At 68.3% G+C, this 18,820-nt stretch carries 18 protein-coding genes and 1 pseudogene; 15 read left to right on the top strand and 4 right to left on the bottom strand.

Going from position 1 to position 18,820, the window contains the following annotated elements; translation table 11 throughout:
* Positions 1-8 precede the first annotated feature (8 nt).
* From AB0M93_RS08560 to AB0M93_RS08550, 3 genes are read left to right on the top strand one after another with little or no spacing between them, the layout of a single operon-like run.
* Positions 9-1,610 carry a hypothetical protein gene (locus AB0M93_RS08560; RefSeq protein ID WP_364269843.1) on the top strand — a complete coding sequence of 534 codons (1,602 nt, stop codon included), beginning with the start codon at positions 9-11 and terminating at the stop codon, positions 1,608-1,610.
* Positions 1,611-1,633: 23 nt separating this feature from the next.
* Complete coding sequence (locus AB0M93_RS08555) at positions 1,634-1,852, top strand: hypothetical protein (protein WP_364269841.1); 219 nt, start codon at positions 1,634-1,636, stop codon at positions 1,850-1,852.
* Positions 1,853-1,910: 58 nt separating this feature from the next.
* Positions 1,911-2,789: a glycoside hydrolase family 6 protein gene (locus AB0M93_RS08550; protein ID WP_364269839.1), complete on the top strand. Its 879-nt coding sequence runs from the start codon at positions 1,911-1,913 to the stop codon at positions 2,787-2,789.
* A 293-nt stretch (positions 2,790-3,082) separates the two neighbouring features.
* On the opposite strand, the gene AB0M93_RS08545 is transcribed toward AB0M93_RS08550, so the two are convergent.
* A complete protein-coding gene (locus tag AB0M93_RS08545) occupies positions 3,083-3,787 on the bottom strand; it encodes a type 1 glutamine amidotransferase domain-containing protein (protein ID WP_364269837.1) in 705 nt (234 codons plus the stop codon).
* A 307-nt stretch (positions 3,788-4,094) separates the two neighbouring features.
* Between AB0M93_RS08545 and AB0M93_RS08540 the strand changes: the two genes are divergently transcribed.
* On the top strand, positions 4,095-4,886 hold the full coding sequence (locus AB0M93_RS08540) for a glycoside hydrolase family 16 protein (protein ID WP_364269835.1): 792 nt from the start codon (positions 4,095-4,097) through the stop codon (positions 4,884-4,886).
* On the opposite strand, the gene AB0M93_RS08535 is transcribed toward AB0M93_RS08540, so the two are convergent.
* A complete protein-coding gene (locus AB0M93_RS08535; protein WP_364269833.1) occupies positions 4,883-5,902 on the bottom strand; it encodes a LacI family DNA-binding transcriptional regulator in 1,020 nt (339 codons plus the stop codon). The two genes, AB0M93_RS08540 and AB0M93_RS08535, sit on opposite strands and share 4 nt — an antisense overlap.
* Positions 5,903-6,064: 162 nt before the next feature.
* On the opposite strand from AB0M93_RS08535, the gene AB0M93_RS08530 reads away from it, so the two are divergent.
* The 3 genes from AB0M93_RS08530 to AB0M93_RS08520 all read left to right on the top strand — a co-directional run bounded on the left by AB0M93_RS08530 (position 6,065) and on the right by AB0M93_RS08520 (position 10,375).
* Entirely contained in the window at positions 6,065-7,099 is a 1,035-nt protein-coding gene (locus AB0M93_RS08530; protein ID WP_364269831.1) for a LacI family DNA-binding transcriptional regulator, read from the top strand.
* Positions 7,100-7,517: 418 nt separating this feature from the next.
* Complete coding sequence (locus tag AB0M93_RS08525; RefSeq protein WP_364269829.1) at positions 7,518-8,576, top strand: glycosyl hydrolase 53 family protein; 1,059 nt, start codon at positions 7,518-7,520, stop codon at positions 8,574-8,576.
* Positions 8,573-10,375 carry a GDSL-type esterase/lipase family protein gene (locus AB0M93_RS08520; RefSeq protein WP_364269827.1) on the top strand — a complete coding sequence of 601 codons (1,803 nt, stop codon included), beginning with the start codon at positions 8,573-8,575 and terminating at the stop codon, positions 10,373-10,375. The genes AB0M93_RS08525 and AB0M93_RS08520 overlap by 4 nt, the downstream gene beginning before the upstream one ends.
* A gap of 239 nt (positions 10,376-10,614) precedes the next feature.
* Here AB0M93_RS08520 and AB0M93_RS08515 read toward each other — a convergent pair whose 3' ends face one another.
* Positions 10,615-10,950, bottom strand: a complete 336-nt coding sequence (locus AB0M93_RS08515) for a hypothetical protein (RefSeq protein WP_364269825.1) — start codon at positions 10,948-10,950, stop codon at positions 10,615-10,617.
* On the opposite strand from AB0M93_RS08515, the gene AB0M93_RS08510 reads away from it, so the two are divergent.
* From AB0M93_RS08510 to AB0M93_RS08475, 8 genes are all read left to right on the top strand, one after another.
* Positions 10,939-11,301 (top strand): alpha/beta hydrolase, encoded by a 363-nt coding sequence (locus AB0M93_RS08510; RefSeq protein WP_364269823.1) that lies wholly within the window; start codon positions 10,939-10,941, stop codon positions 11,299-11,301. The genes AB0M93_RS08515 and AB0M93_RS08510 overlap by 12 nt on opposite strands.
* A gap of 38 nt (positions 11,302-11,339) precedes the next feature.
* Positions 11,340-12,314 (top strand): family 43 glycosylhydrolase, encoded by a 975-nt coding sequence (locus AB0M93_RS08505; RefSeq protein WP_364269821.1) that lies wholly within the window; start codon positions 11,340-11,342, stop codon positions 12,312-12,314.
* Between the two features lie 35 nt (positions 12,315-12,349).
* Entirely contained in the window at positions 12,350-13,390 is a 1,041-nt protein-coding gene (locus AB0M93_RS08500) for a cellulase family glycosylhydrolase (RefSeq protein ID WP_364269819.1), read from the top strand.
* A 23-nt stretch (positions 13,391-13,413) separates the two neighbouring features.
* Positions 13,414-14,250, top strand: a complete 837-nt coding sequence (locus AB0M93_RS08495; RefSeq protein WP_364269817.1) for a rhamnogalacturonan acetylesterase — start codon at positions 13,414-13,416, stop codon at positions 14,248-14,250.
* Positions 14,251-14,361: 111 nt separating this feature from the next.
* Positions 14,362-14,886 (top strand): hypothetical protein, encoded by a 525-nt coding sequence (locus tag AB0M93_RS08490; protein WP_364269815.1) that lies wholly within the window; start codon positions 14,362-14,364, stop codon positions 14,884-14,886.
* Between the two features lie 206 nt (positions 14,887-15,092).
* Complete coding sequence (locus AB0M93_RS08485; RefSeq protein WP_364269813.1) at positions 15,093-16,592, top strand: family 43 glycosylhydrolase; 1,500 nt, start codon at positions 15,093-15,095, stop codon at positions 16,590-16,592.
* 69 nt (positions 16,593-16,661) lie between these two features.
* Complete coding sequence (locus tag AB0M93_RS08480; protein ID WP_364269811.1) at positions 16,662-17,645, top strand: hypothetical protein; 984 nt, start codon at positions 16,662-16,664, stop codon at positions 17,643-17,645.
* Positions 17,576-18,310: a right-handed parallel beta-helix repeat-containing protein gene (locus AB0M93_RS08475; protein ID WP_364269809.1), complete on the top strand. Its 735-nt coding sequence runs from the start codon at positions 17,576-17,578 to the stop codon at positions 18,308-18,310. Before AB0M93_RS08480 ends, AB0M93_RS08475 begins: the two co-directional genes overlap by 70 nt.
* Before the next feature lie 42 nt (positions 18,311-18,352).
* Here AB0M93_RS08475 and AB0M93_RS08470 read toward each other — a convergent pair.
* Positions 18,353-18,793, bottom strand: a pseudogene (locus AB0M93_RS08470) (helix-turn-helix transcriptional regulator); the annotation flags it as partial.
* Positions 18,794-18,820: the final 27 nt, after the last annotated feature.

Below are 18,820 nucleotides of genomic sequence, written 5' to 3'. Positions count from 1 at the left end.
GAGGAACCGTGCTCGACCCGGCTACCGAGACCCGGCTGACCCACGGCAAGGGGCTCATCAAAGAACGCTTCTGGACCCACTCCAACATCACCTCCGTCGGGGTGGGGGCCCGCCGGCGAGGCGGGGAGTGGACCGACGAACCCGCCGTCACCGTCGGCGTGGTCAAGAAACGCAGGCCCGGCTACCTGCGCGCAGACGAGATCCTGCCCGACCGCATCGACGTCGACGGCATCAGCCACAAGGTGGACGTGGTCGAGACGGGAGTCGTCCGCTTCTGCGGGCAGCAGGAATTCCCGGGTGCCGGCAATGATCCGAAGAAGAAGTGGATGCTCGCCGTGCAGACCCGGCCACTGCAGGCCGGTGCCGCCATCGTCGACCTCACCACCCGCCAAACCGCCGACGACGGGGGAGTCGAGTACTACGGCGGCACGATCGCGGCGTTCGTCAAGGACGCCCAGGGCGTCGTCCACGCCCTCTCCAACGCCCACGTGATGGTCAACCTCGACCGGCTCCACGAAGCCGAGCCGGTGATCGGGGACAAGATGTCCCAGCCGTTCCCCAATTCGGCCAACGAAGCCGCCACGACCGTCGGAGAGCTTTCCGGCTATGTGCCCTACCTGACCGGCATCTTCGCGAAGAACACGATGGACTGCGCCATTGCGCGGCTGTACGACCAGAGCGGCTGGACCACCAGCTACCCCGGCAACCGGATGACCCCGAACAGCCCGCAGAACAAGGCGATCGGGCTTTTCTTCGCGTCGAACTCGGACCATTCGCGCTGCTGGATCGTCCGGCTCGAACCGATGCTGCAGCGGCTCGGCGTGTCGATGGTCGTCGCCGACAGCACGTTCGACGTCAGCGGCTACCAGATGTTCGAGCCGATCGAAAAGGTCGGAGCCAGAACCGGCTACAGCTCGACCCAGATCGTGAACGTCATGGACTCTACGAAAGTCCACATGGACGACGGCCGTTACTACAGCTTCGACAACCTCATCGCGACCGAGCGGATGGGCTGGCCGGGCGATTCAGGCTCGCTCGTGCGCCTGGGCGGCGACGGCATCACCCCGGTCATCCTCGAGAACGTGCCCGACAGCGGATGCGGAGTCTTCAACTCGGTGGGGAACATGTACGCGCTGCCCCTCAACGGTGACATCCCGCTCGCCGACAACATCCGCGACAACTTCCTCGCCCAGACACGGCTGGGGAGCCTGCTGACCCACCTGTTCTACCTCAACGCCGAGACGGTGACGAACCGCAGCATCGAGTCCCCCGCTTCCGACTACGAGAAGGCCGGCGCTCGCGGCCTCTACGACAAGTACCGGAACTACGTGGCCTCGGCCATGGCCGGCCCCCGCGACCCGGCGTATGTGGTGACGCAGCAGCACCTCGACGACACCGCCTCCGCGATCAACGGCGCGGCGCTGCACATGACACAGCAGGAGACCGACGCGCTCAAGAGCATCTACAACACCGTCATCACCCCCACGCTCGGCATGCACTACGACCAGATTCTGACCCACATGAACAACGACGCCGTCTACCACAGCGTCCTCGACACCCTGACGAAAGTGCCTACCATCGTCACCGAAGGGGTGATCGGCCCGGGCTGAGAGGCGGCGGAGCAGTGGATCCCATGACCGGGCTTCCCGCAGAGGAAGACCAGGAAGCGTTACGCCTGTACGTCCGGCGGGACCCCACCCTGCACGGCGGCGGCTTCACCTTCCGCGACGGCGAGTGGCTCATCTGGCTCGCCGTCGCGAAAGGTGAAGACACCGCACAGCGGCCGCGTGAGTTCCGCGGTTACCGGATAGCGTGGGAGGATTCGGGACCCTTCTACGCGAACAGGCGGTGAGGAGCTGATGGAACGAGTCGGCAGGCGAGTTCGGGTGCGCCGGTGGGCAGCGCTCGGCGTGGGCGCCGGTCTCGTGGTGCTGGCCGCATGCGGGCCCGCCGGAACCGCCATCGACCCGCCGGCATCAGGACGCCCGTTTCCGCTGCTCCAAGGCACCGGCGGCCTCTATGTCGACCCGGACAACCCCGCGGCGCTCTGGCTGCGCACGGCACCGGCCGACCCGCGGGCGGAGCTCATCCGCACACGCATCGCGACCAGACCGGCGGCGCACCTCGTCACGGCACCGACAGCCGAGGTTGCGTCCGACGTGCGTCGCGTCGCGTCCGGCGCGGCCGCCGCGCACCTGCTGCCGGTGTTCCTGGCGAGCCCGGACCGGACGGGCGGGTGCGCGAGCGATCACCACGGCTGGTTCGCCGAGCTGGCGCACGGCCTGGGAAACACCCCGGCCCTCGTGATCGTCCAAGCAGGACACGCCTGCGCCGACCGCGCACAAGTCCTCTCCGACGCGGTACGCACGATCAGGCAAGTCAAGAGGGCGACGGTCCTCATCGACGTCAGCGATGCGGCCTCACCTCAAGACGCAGCCGCCCTGCTGGCCCCGGCGGGCGCCGACGGTTTCGCCGTTGACGTCGGCGGCTACGCCCCGATCGACAAGGCAACCACCACCGCGAACGCCATCCGCGCGGCCGCCGGAAGGACCGGCTACACCGCTGTCGTGGACGGCAGCCGCAACGACGTTCCGGTCTCCGGCACCTGCAACCCGCCGGGTGCCCGCGCCGGCCAGTACATGTCGCTGACACCCCGCCAGGACGACATACAGCAACTATGGCTGACAACGCCTGGCACCTCGGACGGCCCGTGCGGAACCGCGCCAAGCAGCCGGGCAGGCGAGTTCGTGCCCGATCTCGCCGCTGCTCTGGCCCAGCAGCCCAGCTGATCACGCGTGTGGCGCTCGGGAAGTCATCGCCGCCGGTCCGTTGTGAGCCCGCGGACCGGTTCTGGCCGGCCGCGCTGTCGTCGCTGCTCCCGCGCCGCCGCTGGCGCAGCGTATTCCTGGTCACCCCAGGGACACTGCTGAGCTGGCACCGCAGACTGATCGCCAGAAAGCGGGACCACACCGCTCGACGTCGACGCACTGGGCGTCCACCTACGGCGGCTGCGCTGGAGAGACTGGTGCTGCGTTCGGCGCAGGAGAATCAATGTTCGCCGGCTGCCTCGCGCAGCGAGGGATCAGCGACCCGCCGCTGCGACGATCGCGTTCGCCAGCTCGGCGGAGGAGAAGGGGTTCTGCCCCGTGTAGAGGTTGCGGTCGACCACGACGTGGGACGACCACGGAGCCGCCGCGACGAAGTCCGCGCCCAGGGCTCGGAGGCGGTCCTCGACCAGCCACGGGGCTTTCTCCGCGAAACCGTTCGCGGCTTCTTCGGCGTTGGTGAACGAGGTCATGCGGTAGCCCGCGAACGGCCACGAGCCGTCCGGCTGCTCGGCTGCGAGCAGGGCGGCGTGCGCGTGGCAGAGGACTCCGAGGATCTTGCCGGCCTCGAGGGTCGAGGTCAGGATCCGCCCGGCGGTGGGGGAGACGGCAAGGTCTTCCATGGGGCCGTGTCCGCCGGGGACGAACACCAGGTCGTAGTCCTCCGGGCGCACCTGTTCCAGCTGGGCGGGGTGGTCGAGTTCGGCCTTGATGCCGTCGAGGTACTCGCCGATCCGGCGGGCGCGCTGCTCGTCGCCACCGTTGGCCGCCGCGGACAGGCTGGTGCGGTCCACGGTCGGGGTCACGCCGCCGGGGGTGGCGATCGTGATTGTGAAGCCCGCTTCGCGGAAGATCCGGTGCGGCTCCACCAGCTCCTCCGCCCAGTAGCCGGTCGGGTGTTCCGTGCCGTCGGTCAAGGTCCAGTGGTCTGCTCCGGTGACCACGAAGAGCGCCTCGGTCATGAGCCCAGCCTTTCCCGCGGTGTCGATCTTGCTCCCGCATCGTACGGGGCAACGCGGATGGCCGCACGGCCTCTGTCGACCAGTACGGCCGGAAAACGTGTTCCGACGGTCTGGCGAGGCGAATCCGAGTCTGCATCAGGCGGATCGAGCGGACGGGTATCGGCGGGCGGTGTTCTGCGGCATCATGGCCGGAAGGATTGGAAAACGCTTTCCGAGGCTGCGCGCTGACCGGAAGGGCGAGCAAACTATGACGAGCGTGCGAAGGTTCACCGGAAGGGCCCGGGTTTGGCCGGCTCTGGCAGGCGCGGTGCTCGCCTGCGTCGGTTTCGCCCCGGCCGCCCAGGCGGCGGACACGCCGCCGAACCCGCTGGACAAGCCGGGGTGGGTGCTCGATCGGCACGACGAGTTCAACGGCAGTCTCGATCCGAACCTGTGGATCACGAACTACCTGGAATCGCGCACGCCGGAGTCGCGCTCGCGCGCGCGGTACGGGTTCCGCGACGGTGCCCTCGTGCTGCGGATCGACGACGACCAGCCGACCTACTACGCCGGCGATCCGATGAAGGTGTCCAGCATCCAGACCGGGCAGCGGACCGGCCTGCACAAGACTTCCCCGCAAGACCACACCATCCCCGCCGTCTGGAAGTACGCCCCCCAGTACGGGTACTTCGAAATCCGCGGGAAGACGTCCGCGAGAAGCGGTCTCCACGCCGCGTTCTGGACGGTCGGTAAGCAGGACTCGGCGACCCAGAACGCCGAAGTGGACATCATGGAGAACCCCGGCCGGACACCGCGCAACTTCAACTTCAGCCTGCACAAGTGGTCCGATCCGAAGGTCCCGGAGGTCGGCCACTCGATCGGGACGGGCTTCGATCTGGCGGGCGGGATGCACATCTACGGGCTCGAGTGGACGGCGACGCAGCTCAAGCTCTACGTCGACAACAAGCTCACGCAGACGATCAACGCGTCCCCGGCCTACGCCTCGGTGTTCCTGCTCGGCATCTACGAGAACGCGGGCTGGACGGGGACCGTGGATCCCGCGGATCCGAGGCCGAAGGAATTCGTCGTGGACTACTTCCGGGCCTACCGCAAGGCTTAGCCGCGTCGAGGGGTGCTCTCCCGCAGGACGACGTTCGTCGGCAGCCGCACGAGCTCGGGCTCGCCCGTCCCGGCCAGGGCGAGCTCGATCGCGCGCAAGCCCATCGCTCTCGTGGGCACGGCGACGGTGGTCAGGGCGGGGGTGACGTCGATGGCCGCGCTGATGTCGTCGAAACCCGCCACGGCGAGGTCTCGTCCGGGAACCAGGCCCGCGTCGCGCAGTGCTCGCATGGCGCCGATCGCCATGACATCGTTGACCGCGAACACCAGCTCGATGTCGTCCCCGCCGAGCAGTGCGGTCATAGCGGCGTGGCCGCCGTCTTCGGTGAAGTCGGTTTCGACCGTGTCGATCACCTCGATCCCGGCGTGGGCCAGCCCGGCGGCGAACCCGTCGGCTCGGTCGCGGGACGTGTGGAGGACGTCCGGTCCCCGTAGGACGGCGAATCGCCGGTACCCGCGCGCGACCAGCGCGTCCGCGAGTGCCTGGGCGCCTCCGCGGTTGTCGATCGTGACGGTCCCGCATGGCAACCCCGGCTGGCTCACCACCGCCACGCGCCCGCCCGCGGCCTGGTACGCCCGCAGTTCCCCGGCCAGCGTCTCCTGGTCGTCGCCGATGCGGCTGCCGGCGAGCACGATGGCGTGGGGCCGGTGGCCGCGCAGGATCGAGACGATCTCCAGCTCCCGCTCCGGCGACCGGCCGGTGACCGCCATGGTCACGGTCAGCCCCGCGGCTTCGGCGCCTTCGACGATCCCGGCGGCGATGGAGGAGAAGTACGGGTCGGCGATGTCGTGCACGATCAGCGCGACCGTCTTCGTCGATCCTCGGGCGGTGGCCTGCGCGGAAAGGTTCGGCGCGTAGCCGAGCCGCTTCGCGGCCTCGAGCACGAGGGCCTGCTTCTCCGCGCTGACGGTGCGGGTACTGCCGTTGAGCGCGCGCGAGGCCGTGGCCGCCGAAACGCCCGCTTCCCTGGCGACGTCCAGCAGGGTGGGGGAGGAGCCGGTGCCTTGCTCGGTCATGCGGGGCGAACTCACTTCCCTGGATCCGCGAGGTGCTTGTGCCTCCGGACGATAGGTGATGGAATACGTTTTCCGACAGAGGCTGAGCGCTGACTCGCCGCTCCCAGCCGGCTCTCCGGAGCTTATGGTGTCCGGGCGCCGGCGCGTTCGAAGTGGGGTGGGATGCCGCATCCAGCACGGGACACCGTGACGTTGCACGACGTGGCGGCGGCCGCCGGGGTGTCGCTGGCGACCGCCTCGCGGGTGCTGGGGGCCGGCTCGCGGACCGTTGCGCCCGAGTACCGGGAGCGCGTGCTGGCCGCGGCCGAGCGGCTGCGTTACACCGCGGACGCGGCCGCGCGGGCGATGCGGGGGACCAGCGGGTCGCTGGCTCTCGTCGCCGACGACCTCACCACGCCGTCGATGGCCATCATGGTGTCCGCCATGGAGCTGGCGGCCAGGTCCACCGGCGCGTTCGTCACGGTGTCGACCACCCACGGCGATCCCGGGCGCCAGCTCGAGACCATCCGCCACGTCCGGGCGCTGCGGCCGCGTGCGCTGGTCCTCACCTCCGGCCGGGTCGCCGCCGACGCGCTGTCCGGACGGCTTCTCGAAGAACTGCGCGCCTACGAGCGTGACGGGGGACGGGTGGTGGTCGTCGGCGACACGGACCTGCCGTTTCACTCGGTCGGGTTCGACAACCGGGGAGCCGCTCGCCGGCTCGGCGAGTTCGTGGCCGAGACGGGGCACCGGCGCGTCACGATCGTCGCGGGCGCCCGGGAGCAGGCCGCCCCGGCTGCCCGGACCGCAGGCTTCGTCGACGGTCTCCGTGCCGGCGGTGTCGCGGAGGCCGATGTGCGGATCGTGCACTGCGCGGTGAGCCGGGAGGGCGGCCTCGAGGCGGGACGGCGGCTGGTCGCCGACGGGCTCGAGGGGACAGACGCCGTGGTGGCGGCGAACGACCTGATCGCGGTCGGTGTGCTCCGGGCCTTCCGCGAGGGCGGCGTGGCGGTGCCCGGGGACGTATCGCTGACCGGGTTCGACGACATCCGGCTGGCGGTCAACGTCACGCCGAGGCTCACCACCGTCGCGCTGCCGCTCGCCTACGCCGGCGCGGAGGCGATCCGCCTCGCCCTGGGCGAACCCGGCGCAGTCACCCACGTGATCGTCGAAGGCCGTCTGGTGGTCCGGGACAGCACCTCCGAACGGGCCGGTTGACCGGCTCTTGACGGTGGGGGGTGGCGCGCGCCACACTTCAGGAATGCGTTTTCCGAGACTCGCCGGCGAGTCGGGGGCTTGAGTCCTCTCGTCGAGCTCCGTGGACTTCGCGGCTGCGGCGCGGTCCTCCCGGCGGAACAACAACGCGGCCTTCCGGTCCCGCCGTCGAAGCTTCATCGGGCCGGGCAATTTCGCTCGAATCTGCACTGACGAACATCGAGTCCTCTGTGGACGACCATTCCCGCTGGTCCTCCGGCGTGATTCGACTGCTTCGACGAACAAAGGCGGATTAATCGTATCAGTTGAGGTCTTGTCAGAACCACGGATATGCGGTTCCATCTTCACCAGTACCGCGCACGCGTTTGTGAACGTTCAATTCCGGCCCCCGCGCGGCTCGTCGTCGATCAAGGGAGATCGAATGACCGAATATGGAAAAACTCCTCTGAGCGACCAGCTCGAATTCGCCTCGACCCGGCTCGGGCGCCGTAGTGTGCTGCTCGGCGCGGCTGCGGGTGTGGGCGCCCTCGCCTTGGGGGTCATGACATCGGCGAATGCGGCGGCCGCCTTCTTCAAGGGTGCCGACATCAGCTGGGCGCCGCAGATGGAAGCCCACGGCTACACCTGGAAGAACGCCGCCGGGCAGAGCCAGGACCTGCTGACCATCCTCAAGGGATACGGCATCAACGCCGTCCGGCTGCGCACGTTCGTCAACCCGAACGGTGACCCGGCCAACGGTCACTGCAGCATCTCCGAGGTTGCCGCCTTCGCCAAGCGGGTCAAGGCCGCAGGGATGTCCATCATGCTGGACTACATGTTCGGCGACACCTGGAACTCCGTCGGCGTGCAGAACCCGCCCGCGGCGTGGAAGAACATGAGCTACAGCCAGATGTTGAGCGCCATGAACTCCTACGTCAACCAGACGATGAACGTCATGAAGAGCAACGACGTCCTGCCCACCTGGGTCCAGATCGGCAACGAGATCAACAGCGGCATCTGCCGCCCGGTCGGCAGCGTCTCCAACGGCGCGCAGATGACCGGCCTGCTCAACGCCGCGTACAACCAGGTCAAGCAGGTGTCGCCGAGCACCGTCGTCTGCATCCACCTGGCCCAGCCGCAGAAGTGGGACCCGATGCAGACCTTCTTCAGCCGTTACGCCGGCAACGGCGGCAAGTGGGACATGTCGGTCTTCTCCTCCTACGGCAGCGCGAGCCTGGCCGCCGGCATCGTGGCGAACATGAAGAAGATCTCCGACCAGTACGGCAAACCGTTCCTGCAGAGCGAGTTCGGCGGCCCGGTGAGCAAGGTCTCCTCGACCAAGGCTTCACTGGTCGCGTACCTGGACGCCCTCAAGAGCACCGGCGGCCAGGGTCTGTTTTACTGGGAACCGGAGGGCTATTCGCCGTTCACCGGCTACGCGAACGTCGCCTGGGATTCCGCCACCCGCAAGCCCACCGCCATCATGGACGGGTTCCGGTGAGCCGGGTCCGGCTCACCGCCGGAGCCGCCGCGCTGCTCGTGGCCGGGCTCGTCACGAGCGGAGGCGCGGCCGATGCGACGACGGCGGCCGTGGATTACTCCTTCGACGTCGCTCCCGGAGACTACGAGGTCACGGTGACCTTGGGCAGCGCGAGCCAAGCCGCGCTGACCGGTGTCCAGGTCGAGGCGCGCCGCACGGTGCTGGCGCCCGTGATCACCCGCGCCGGGGAGTTCCGCCGGGAGGTGTTCGACGTCAACGTGCGCAGCCCGGAAAGCATGCCCACCGGCGAGGAAGGACCGGGAACGCCCGGCCTGCAGGTCCACCTCACCGGAAGTCATCCGGCCGCGCTGAACGTCTCCGTGGCACCCGTGCGCCGGCCGCGGCTGTTCGTGGTGAGCGACTCCACCGCGTCGGACTGGCTCAAGGGCCCCAAGCGAGGCTGGGCACAGGAACTGCCCCAGCTGCTCCAGCCGGGAATCGTCGTCGCCAACTACGCGGACTCGGGGGAGAGCACCGTGAGCTGGCTGAGCAACCCCCGGCTGTTCGCCACCGTCAAGCCGTTGGTCCAGCCCGGCGACGAAGTGCTGATCCAGCTGTCGCACAACGACAAGACGACGACCGAGAGCACGTTCCGGGCCAACCTGGGCAAGCTCGTCGACGGCGTCCGCTCGCGCGGTGGCCTGCCCGTCCTGGTCACCCCGCCGGTGCGGCACCTGTTCGGGACGAACGGCAAGCTCACCCCGACCGGCCTGGTGGTCAACACCCTCGGCGTCGACCTGCCCGCGGTCATCCGCGACGTCGCCGGCAAGCAGGGCACGCCGTTGATCGACCTCACCGCACGCAGCAAGGCCCTGCTCGAGCAGCTTGGAGAAAGCGCTTCCTGGCCGCTGTACCTGACGGCCCAGCACGACGGAGTCCAGGACTCGACGCACTTCTCCGAGTACGGCGGAACAGTCATCGCCGGCCTCGTGACCAAGGGCATGACCGATGCGCACCTGCCCGCGGCGGCGTTCCTGCGGATGCCGGCGGCCGCCGCACCGAATTGCGCGGCGCGCCCGGCACTGTCGAATGCCGCGGCGGCTGCCACGGTCAAGGTGTGGCTCGCCGGTGACTCGACCATGGCGGATCCGAAGTCCTCCTGTCCGGTCGGCTGGGGCAGCCGGTTCGACGCGCTGTTCAACGACCAGGTGACCGTGGTCAACAAAGCCGTGTCGGGTCGCAGCATCCAAACGTGGCTGTACGAGTCGAACGTGACCGGCGCCAAGAACTCCGCGGGCGAATGCGTGGTGAACCCGAACACTTACGCCCAACGCTGGCTCGACATGCTCGATCCCACGAAAGGGATGCACTCGGGCGACTACCTGCTCATCCAGTTCGGCATCAATGACAGCGATGCGAACTGCCCACGACACGTCGGCACAGCCCGCTATCAGAGCCTGCTCACCACGATGGTCAATGCGGCGAAGAGCCGAGGTGCGCACCCGGTCCTGCTGACCCCGGTCGCGGCGATCACGTGCAGCGGAAGCACGGCGGTCGGAAACCGGGGCTTCCTTTCCCCGACGACGGCGGCGGGCGCCGCCACCGGCGTGCCCGTGATCGACCTGCACAAGCTGAGCTACACCCTCTACAACACCCTCAAGCTGTGCCCCAACAACGGCGACTACAGCAAGGGTGCCGTAGGGGCATTCTTCTGCAACGACCACACGCACTTCGAGGCCGCGGGCGCGGACCAGATCGCGCGGGTCGTGGCGAAGGCGCTGCGCGATCAGAAGATCGGCCTGGCCGGCTACCTCAGGTAGCCGGTGGCCGGACGCTCATCCCACTCCCTACCCCAGGAGTCATCGATGACCATGCAACGTCGCAAGTTCCTCAGCATGACCGCGGTCGGCGCGGCCGGCGCGGGCCTGGCCCTGCTCGGTGCCGGACCGGCACTGGCCACCCTCGCGCCACTGGCCCCGGCGCCGGCCACCCCGTTCGCGGTCGGTGTGCGCAAGTACGACTGGAAACGCGGCAGCCGTCCCTGCACCACCTACGTCTATTACCCCGCCACCGGCACCGCCGGCGGCAATCCGCTGACGAATGCCCCGGTGGCCAATGGTGTTTCCCGATCTATAACTTCACCCACGGCTACGGCAGCAGCCCACAGAACTCCCTGTTCATCATCAAGGCTCTCGCCGCAGCCGGCTTCGTCGTCCCCGCCCCCTACTTCAACCACAACTTCACCGACGTCAACAACGGCAACGAATCCAAGGACGTCTCGCAGATCCTCACCAACACCCTCGCCCTCAACACCAGCGGGCCACTGGCCGGGCACATCAACACCGGCATCGGCGTCGGCGTCTCCGGCCACTCCCTCGGCGGCATGATCACCCACGGCCTGCTCACCTCCTGGCCCGACAGCCGCATCGTCTCCGCCAACCCCCAGTCCTGCGTCGACATGGGCAACCCGTCGAGCTCGGTCACGGCCAAGGTGCTGTTCGTCCACGGTGACAAGGACACCACCTGCGCCTACTCCTCGGCCCGTCAGGCCTACAGCGAAATCAAGTGGCCCAAGGCGTTCCTCACCTTCATCGGCGGCGGCCACACCAGCTTCTGGAGCGACCAGCGCTTCCCCAAGACCGTCGTCGACTGGGCCCGCTGGACCATGTACGGCGACACCGCCGCACGTGACCGCCTCGCCGGCGACGCCTCCGGTTCCAAGACCAAGTGGGAAGCCCAGCTGTGATGACCTCGCCCACTGCTCTCAGAGCTTCACTCACGACGATGCTTGTCGTACTCGGTTTGCTGACCGCCGCTCCGGCCGACGCGGCTCCCGTGACGGTGACCAACGGTACGCAGTTCAAGGACATCTCCGGTGCGGTCGTGCACGCCCACGGCGGTGGCATGCTCAAGGTCGACGGCTACTACTACTGGTTCGGGGAGAACCGCAACGCGGACGACACCTTCCGCGCGGTGTCGGTCTACCGCTCGACGGATCTGAAGAACTGGGAGTTCCGGAACAACGTGCTCACCCAGTCGTCGAGCTCGGAGCTGAAGGTCGCCGGCATCGAACGACCCAAGGTGATCTACAACAGTTCCACCCGGCAGTTCGTGATGTGGATGCACAAGGAGAACGGCAAGGACTACAGCCAGGCTCGGGCGGCCGTGGCGACCTCGTCCACCGTGGACGGCAACTACACCTGGCGAGGCAGTTTCCAGCCGCTGGGGAACATGTCCCGGGACATCACGCTGTTCCGCGACGACGACGGCACCGCGTACATGGTCTCCGCCGCGCGCAACAACGCGGACTTGAACCTTTACAAGCTCACCAGCGACTACCTCGGTGTGGCGAGCCGGGTGCGTACGCTGTGGCCGGGATCGTCCCGGGAGGCTCCGGCTCTGTTCAAGCGCGGCGGCAAGTACTTCATGCTGACGTCGGGGGCCACGTACTGGCAGCCGAACCAGCAGAAGTACGCGACGGCGAGCAGCATCACGGGCTCGTGGACCGGGTTGTCCAATGTGGGCAACAGCAGCGGGTACAGCTCGCAGACGGCGTACGTCGTGGCGGTCCAGGGCTCGCAGACCACGTCGTACCTCTACCTCGGTGATCGCTGGGCGGGTGCGTGGAACCGGCCGGTGAACGAGTCGCAGTACGTGTGGCTCCCGCTGGCGTTCCCGACGGCGACCACGATGACGATGAGCTGGTACCCCCGGGTGAGCATCGACACGGCCACCGTCGTCGTGGCAGGCGCGCAGTAGCGATACGGACTTCGTCGAAGGAAGAAGGGTCATCCATGCGCACTCTGAAGCCGGTCCTGGCCGCCGCGGCGCTCGCCGCCGCGCTGGTCACCGGACCGCTCTCCGCACCCGCCCAAGCAACCCCCGCTCAAGCCGCCGCCGGCACGAGCCAGTTCAAGGGCGTGAACTGGGCCGATCCCCGGGACAACTTCGTCAACGGCCCGGTCATCCCGTCCGGGCTGTCCACATCGGACAACTATGCCACCACCTACGCCAAGGCCTCGGCGATCGTCAGCGGCTTCCAGGCCAATCTGGGCGCCAACATGATCCGGCTCGGCATGAACGACAAGACCACGTCGTCGGCCTGGTGGAACAGCTACATCGGCGCCATCGACGCGGCGCTCGCCAAGGGTATGAGCGTCATGATCGCGCCCTGGGCCTATCCCGGCCAGTGCAGCTGCGTCAAGGACACCACGGCGTTCTACAAGATGTGGGACACCGTGATCAACCGGTACCTCGGCAAGCCGGGCGTGTACTTCGACATCTACAACGAGCCCGGCGGATTCAGCAGCACCGCTTGGGTCAACTTCGCCGCGAGCTTCGTCGCCCACTATCCCAACGTGCCCCGCGGACGCATCGTGGTGGCCGGCACCGGAACCGACACCAACCTCGGGCCCGTCGGAGCCGACTCGCGCCTGAACGGCACCCTGCTGTCCCTGCACCTCTACAGCGTCTTCGGCATTTCCCACAACACCGAGGCCGCCTGGATCACCGAATTCAAGAACCACCTGAAGGGATACGGCTCCCGCACGATCGTGACCGAGTTCGGCGTCCCGATGAGCACGGGCGTGAACTACAACGGCGCGCGCGACGGCGACAACAACAGGTCCTACTTCTGGGCCATGACCGACACGATGCACGACCAGGGCATCGGCTCCGTCTACTGGCCCGGGCTGCGCAACGGCGACGCCTGGTCCATGGAGCAGCTGCACGGAACCGGCACCAACCTGACGTTGACGACGGTCAACGCCTCCGGCCGCGACCGCCTCGAGCACGCCTGGGGCAACAGCTCCAACCTCGGCGGCAGCACGCGGTAGCTCTGCGGGAAGGAAGGCAGCGCATGTCGCGAAAACCAGGGTTGCGGCACCGGATCGCCGCCCGTGCCACCGTGATCGGGGTGCTGGCCGCCTTGGCCGGCGTCGGGGTGAGTGCTTCGGCCGCGACCGTGACCCATGTCTACATCGCGGGCGACTCCACGGCGTCGACCTACACCTCGGCGCAGGCTCCCCGGGCCGGGTGGGCCCAGGCCGTGCCGGTGTTCCTGACTTCGAACGCCGTGGCGGTGAACGTCGCCAAGTCGGGCGCCAGCTCCAAGAGCTTCATCGACCTCGGCCGGCTCGACCACATCCTCGGGCTGATCAAGAAGGGCGACTACCTGCTGATCTCGTTCGGGCACAACGACGAGAAGGCCGACGACCCCACCCGGTACACCGAACCGTCGACGACCTACAAGCAGTACCTTTCGCAGTACGTCGACAAGAGCCGCGCCAAGGGTGCGATCCCGATCCTGCTCACGCCGGTGGAGCGCCGCCACTTCGGCAGCGCGGGCGTGATCACCCCGTCGCACGGTGCCTATCCGGCGGCGATGCGGGAACTCGCGGCGGCCAAGCGGGTGCCCCTGGTCGACCTGACCGCGTTGAGCACTGCTTTGTGGAACCGCGCGGGCGTCGAAGGGACCAAGAAGTACTTCATGATCTTCCCGGCCGGGAAGTACCCGAACTACCCCAGTGGCAGCTCGGACAACACGCACTTCCAGGCTGCCGGTGCGATCGAGGTCGCGCGGCTGGTCGCGACCGCCCTGCGTGACCAGAGCGCCGTGCCCGCCGCCGACTTCCGGCAGCTCACCGCCACCATCCCCACCAGCGCGATCGTCTGGCCTGCGACCGCGCCCTACTGAACGGGCTACTACGGATGCGGTACGCCGATCACCGCGGGAGGCTGACGCCGTCGCGGGTCCGGGCGGGGAGGCTGGTCGTCGACCGTCCTCCTCCCCGAAAGGCGTTACCCCGTGAGTTCTCTCGCACGCTGGTGCTTCCGGAGGCGAGGTGTCGTCCTCGCCGGCTGGGTGGGCGGCCTCGTCGCGCTGGCCCTGCTGGTGTTCGGCGCCGGTACGGCGTTCACCGACACCGCCGACCTGCCGGACAGCGAGTCGGCCACCGCCTCCCACCTGCTCGGCGGGGCGGGCTCGGCGAACGTCGTCCGTGGCACGATCGTCTGGCACACCGGCGACGTCGGTGCCGAACCCGTCCGCGACCGGGTCGATGCGGTGCTCGGCGACATCTCGGCACTGCCGGGGGTGAAACAAGTCGTCAGCCCCTATACCCCTGCGGGTGCGGCGCAGCTGAACGCCGAAGCAGGTACCGCGTACGCGATGGTCGTCCTCGACAAGGACGCCGTCACGGCGCTGGGCTGCCGTTTGGGCCCGGCCCTAAGAAAGCGCTTACCAAGGTATCGGCGAGCCGTCCGGCATGTTATCCTGGGAGCGCTCCCACACTACCGGTCCAGTCGAGTTTCGTTCCAGGGGCCAGGGTGAAGCCGGCTACCGAACGATCCACATCGGATAGAGGAGTCTTTCGACGTCCGGGTGGGACGCGGCCTGATCGGCAAGGGCACGAACGTCGGCCTGCCCTACACCGGCCAAGCTCCGGACCTCGGCGCGTTCGAGTCCTGAACCCGGCGGTTTCCGGGAGCGCGGACAGCCGGACGAATCATTCGGAAGTACTCCACACGGAGGTCGAAGTGCTGAGGAAGAACATTCGGCGAACGCTCGTTTCGGGTTTCCTTTCCCTGGCCGTGGCGCTGGTTTCCACCGGCGCGCCGGCCACGGCCGCCCCGGCGGCCGCCGCGGCGACGATCCAGAACGACGTGTTCTGGAAGGACACCTCGGGGAACCCGATCTACTCCCAGGGCGGGGGCGTGCTGAAGGTCGGCTCCACCTACTACTGGTACGGGGCCAAGTACAACGGCGCGGTCAGCTACTACAACAACCCGGGCGGCGGGAAGAACGGCGACGTATCGCTGAGCGCGATCACCATCTACTCGTCGACCGATCTGGCGAACTGGAAGTTCGAAGGCAACGCGCTGACCGGCTCCGACCTGGGCGGCGGCTGGGTCGGCCGGATCGGCGTCGCGCGCAACCCGAACACGGGCAAGTACGTGCTGGTCTCGCAGCTGGGCGGCGGGCTGGTGTTCGCCACGAGCAGCACGCCGAACGGCAAGTTCACCAAGGCGGGGACGCAGTCCAGCATCGGAGGTGTGTCCACCGGCATGTCGGGCGACCAGTCGGTGTTCACCGACGACGACGGCAAGGCGTACCTGGTCTACAGCAACAAGAGCGGCCGTTCGCACCTGTACGTCTCGGCGTTGCGGGCGTCGGACTTCCTGCAGGTGGAGGCGGCGAAGAACGTCTACAACAGCTCGGCGGGCGGCCGTGAAGGCAACATCATGTTCAAGTACGGCGGGACGTACTACTTCTGTTCCTCGGACCTGCACGGCTGGAACGCTTCCCACACCTACTGCATCAGCGCGAAGAACATCATGGGCCCGTACTCCGGCGAGTTCGTGCTGCAGGGCACGGACGCCGACTTCTCGCACGTGACCCAGACCGGCCTGGCGTTCACGGTGACTGGCTCCCAAGGCTCTTTCGTGATGTTCGGCGGCGACCGCTGGAGCGACTTCGCCGGCAACGGCATCGGCTACAACCAGTGGCTGCCGGTGACGTTCAATGGGTCGACGCCGGTGTTCCACTCGCTGAGCCAGTGGACCGTCGACGCGGTCGCGGGAACGTGGGCGGTGGGGCGTGGCAACAACTACGTCCTCAACCCGGGCGCCGAGGCCGATCGCGTGGCGCAGAACGACCTCGCGGGGTGGACCACGACCGGCGGTGCGGTGAACAGCAACAAACAGGGTGGGCACACCGGCAGGTGGGCGTTCGCGCAGAGTTCGTCGTCGGCGTACAACGCCAGCAGGTACCAGAACATCTCGCTGCCCAACGGCACGTACACGCTGTCGGCGTGGGTGAAGAGCAGCGGCGGGCAGAAGAAGGCGACGATCTACGCGAAGAATTTCGGCGGCAGTGACCTGTCCACGTCGATCAGCCAGGCCCTCGGGAGCTGGACGAAGGTCAGCGTTTCCGGCATCACGGTGACGAACGGGTCGATCCAGGTGGGCGTGTCCTCGGACGCGAACGCGGGCAACTGGGTGAACATCGACGACTTCAGCCTGGTGCAGAACGGCTGATCCCCGGACGCGCCCGGCGGGCGAGCTCGTCCGCCGGACGCGGTCCTCCCCCTGCGTGAGGAGTGGCACGTGTTCCGACCCTTCCCCGGATTGCTGGCGGCCGCGCTGCTCGCCGCCTCCGCTGTTTTCGCTTCACCCGCCGCACCGGCCGCCGCTGTCACCTACTATGTCGATGCCGCGCAGGGCAACGACAGCGCGGCCGGCACGGACAGCGCCCACGCGTGGCGCAGCCTCGCCCGCGTCAACCAGACCACGTTCCACGCGGGGGACCAGATCCTGCTGAAGGCCGGGAGCCGATGGAGCGGGCAGCTGTGGCCGAAGGGTTCCGGTGCCTGGGGCGCGCCGATCACCGTGGACCGGTACGGCGATGGCGCGAACCCGCGGATCGACGGCGGTGGCGCGGTCGCGGACACCGTGCGTCTCGCCGACCAGGAGTTCTGGACGATCCGCCACCTCGAGGTGACCAACCAAGCTCCCGCGACGGGAACGCCGGGGGCAAACCTCAAGGACTTGCGGGGCATCCACGTCACCGGCACCCGCGACCGGACGCTGCACGGTTTTGTGGTCGAGAGCGTCAACGTCCACGACGTCACCGGCGAGGTGAACTGGATCGGCGGCGACACGGCGGGCAACGCGCCCGGCATCCACTTCAAGATGGGCTGGGACCGGTCGAAGAAGACCGGCGGCATCGTCTTCGATTCCACCGTGGCGAACCCCGGCGCGCCACCGACGACGCCAACCGTGCTCGACGGCGTCACCATCCAGAACTCGGTCATCGCCAACACGTCCTTCGCCGGCATCGTGGTCAAGCAGTACTCCGGGGACGCCCCCGGCGCCGTGGCCACCGGCTGGGGCAGCCGCACCAGCGCCGGCGACACCCGGTTCACCCCGCACACGAACGTGGTCATCCGCGGCAACCACATCGCCAGCCGGGCACGGCCTACGGGTGCAACGGCGTGTACGTCACCGGCGTCCAGCATGCCGTGGTCGAGCAGGACGTGGTGTACCGGGCCGGGACGTCAGGCATCGAGACCTACTTCGCCGACGACGTGACCATCCAGTCCAACGAGGTCGCCGAGACGGTGCCGAAGGCCCGCGGTGCGGACTCCAACGGCATCGACGCGGACAAGGCGACCACCAAGGTCGTCGTCCAGTACAACTGGTCGCACGGCAACGGCGACGGCATCCTGCTCTGCCAGTTCGTCTTCGGTGACGTGGTGCTGCGCTACAACGTGCTCGCGGGCAACACGCGGTACCCGCTGTACTTGCACTCCGACAAGGCCTCGAAGGCCACGGTGTACGGCAACACGCTCTACAACGACCGCGGCAAGAACCTGGTCTACGGCTACGGCACGTCGCTGACCTCGTCCTACGCCATCACGGACAACATCCTGTACTCGACGACGGCTGGAGCGTCGCTCACCACCAGCTCGACGATCCGCTACGACAGCAACCTCTACGGCGGCGCGACCCTGCCGGTGCCGTCCGGGGACGCCCACGCCGCCCGCGCGGACCCGCAGTTCACCGGGACGCCCGACTACACCGTGGGCACACCGGCCTCCGGCCCGCGGCTTACCGCGGCGTACGGCCTGCGAGTCCGGGCCGGCTCACCCGCGGTGAACCGGGGCGTCGTGATCAGCGGCAACGGCGGCCGGGACTATGCCGGCACTCCGCTGTACACCGGCAAACCGGACATCGGCGCGTTCGAAGTGGGGTAGGTCAGCGTCCGCCGGTCTCGTTGGGGCCGGCGCGTCCGTTTCTCACGTCGCGTACTCGACTTGCAGCTCACGAGCGGGTGCCGCAGCCCGGGCGGCGGGGAGAGGAAGATCAGCCGCCCCCAGTTGCGCTGCCCGGGCGGCAGCTCGGCCGGCCTCGGCTGAGCGTGCGGGACGGTGGCGCGCGTGAGGCGCAGGCCGGCGCGGTGACGCGAACCTCAGCCCGTGACCTTCGGCAGGTTGCAGCCAAGAGCGGCCTTGCCGCCGACGGTGATGAGGTGATCGCGTCGCGGTCATGTGGGCCCCGGGGCGACGGATCGTGTTCCGCCGCACGGTCGGCGCCGCGCTGGAGCCGCCTGTGGCCTTGCGCTGGTCACCGGCTGCCGGCTTGACCTCGATGAGGTCGTTGGGCCGGCAGGCCAGGATGTCGCACAGCGCCGCGAACACGTCCATCCGCAACCGTTGCGGTGGTGAGGTTACGAATCGGTAGGCCTGTTCGTGCGTTGGCCGATA

It is taken from the genome of Amycolatopsis sp. NPDC051102 (assembly GCF_040682815.1).
Lineage (GTDB): Bacteria > Actinomycetota > Actinomycetes > Mycobacteriales > Pseudonocardiaceae > Amycolatopsis.
Note: the sequence above shows the minus strand (reverse complement) of the source record. Positions and strands in the feature narration are given on the sequence as shown.

What these genes read in the sequence shown, in the direction of transcription:
- AB0M93_RS08555 (WP_364269841.1), top strand. Translation starts at nt 1,634, where the DNA reads ATGACCGGGCTTCCCGCAGAGGAAGACCAGGAAGCGTTACGCCTGTAC.
- AB0M93_RS08545 (WP_364269837.1), bottom strand. Translation starts at nt 3,787, where the DNA reads ATGACCGAGGCGCTCTTCGTGGTCACCGGAGCAGACCACTGGACCTTG.
- AB0M93_RS08535 (WP_364269833.1), bottom strand. Translation starts at nt 5,902, where the DNA reads ATGACCGAGCAAGGCACCGGCTCCTCCCCCACCCTGCTGGACGTCGCC.
- AB0M93_RS08530 (WP_364269831.1), top strand. Translation starts at nt 6,065, where the DNA reads ATGCCGCATCCAGCACGGGACACCGTGACGTTGCACGACGTGGCGGCG.
- AB0M93_RS08525 (WP_364269829.1), top strand. Translation starts at nt 7,518, where the DNA reads ATGACCGAATATGGAAAAACTCCTCTGAGCGACCAGCTCGAATTCGCC.
- AB0M93_RS08510 (WP_364269823.1), top strand. Translation starts at nt 10,939, where the DNA reads ATGATCACCCACGGCCTGCTCACCTCCTGGCCCGACAGCCGCATCGTC.
- AB0M93_RS08505 (WP_364269821.1), top strand. Translation starts at nt 11,340, where the DNA reads ATGCTTGTCGTACTCGGTTTGCTGACCGCCGCTCCGGCCGACGCGGCT.
- AB0M93_RS08500 (WP_364269819.1), top strand. Translation starts at nt 12,350, where the DNA reads ATGCGCACTCTGAAGCCGGTCCTGGCCGCCGCGGCGCTCGCCGCCGCG.
- AB0M93_RS08495 (WP_364269817.1), top strand. Translation starts at nt 13,414, where the DNA reads ATGTCGCGAAAACCAGGGTTGCGGCACCGGATCGCCGCCCGTGCCACC.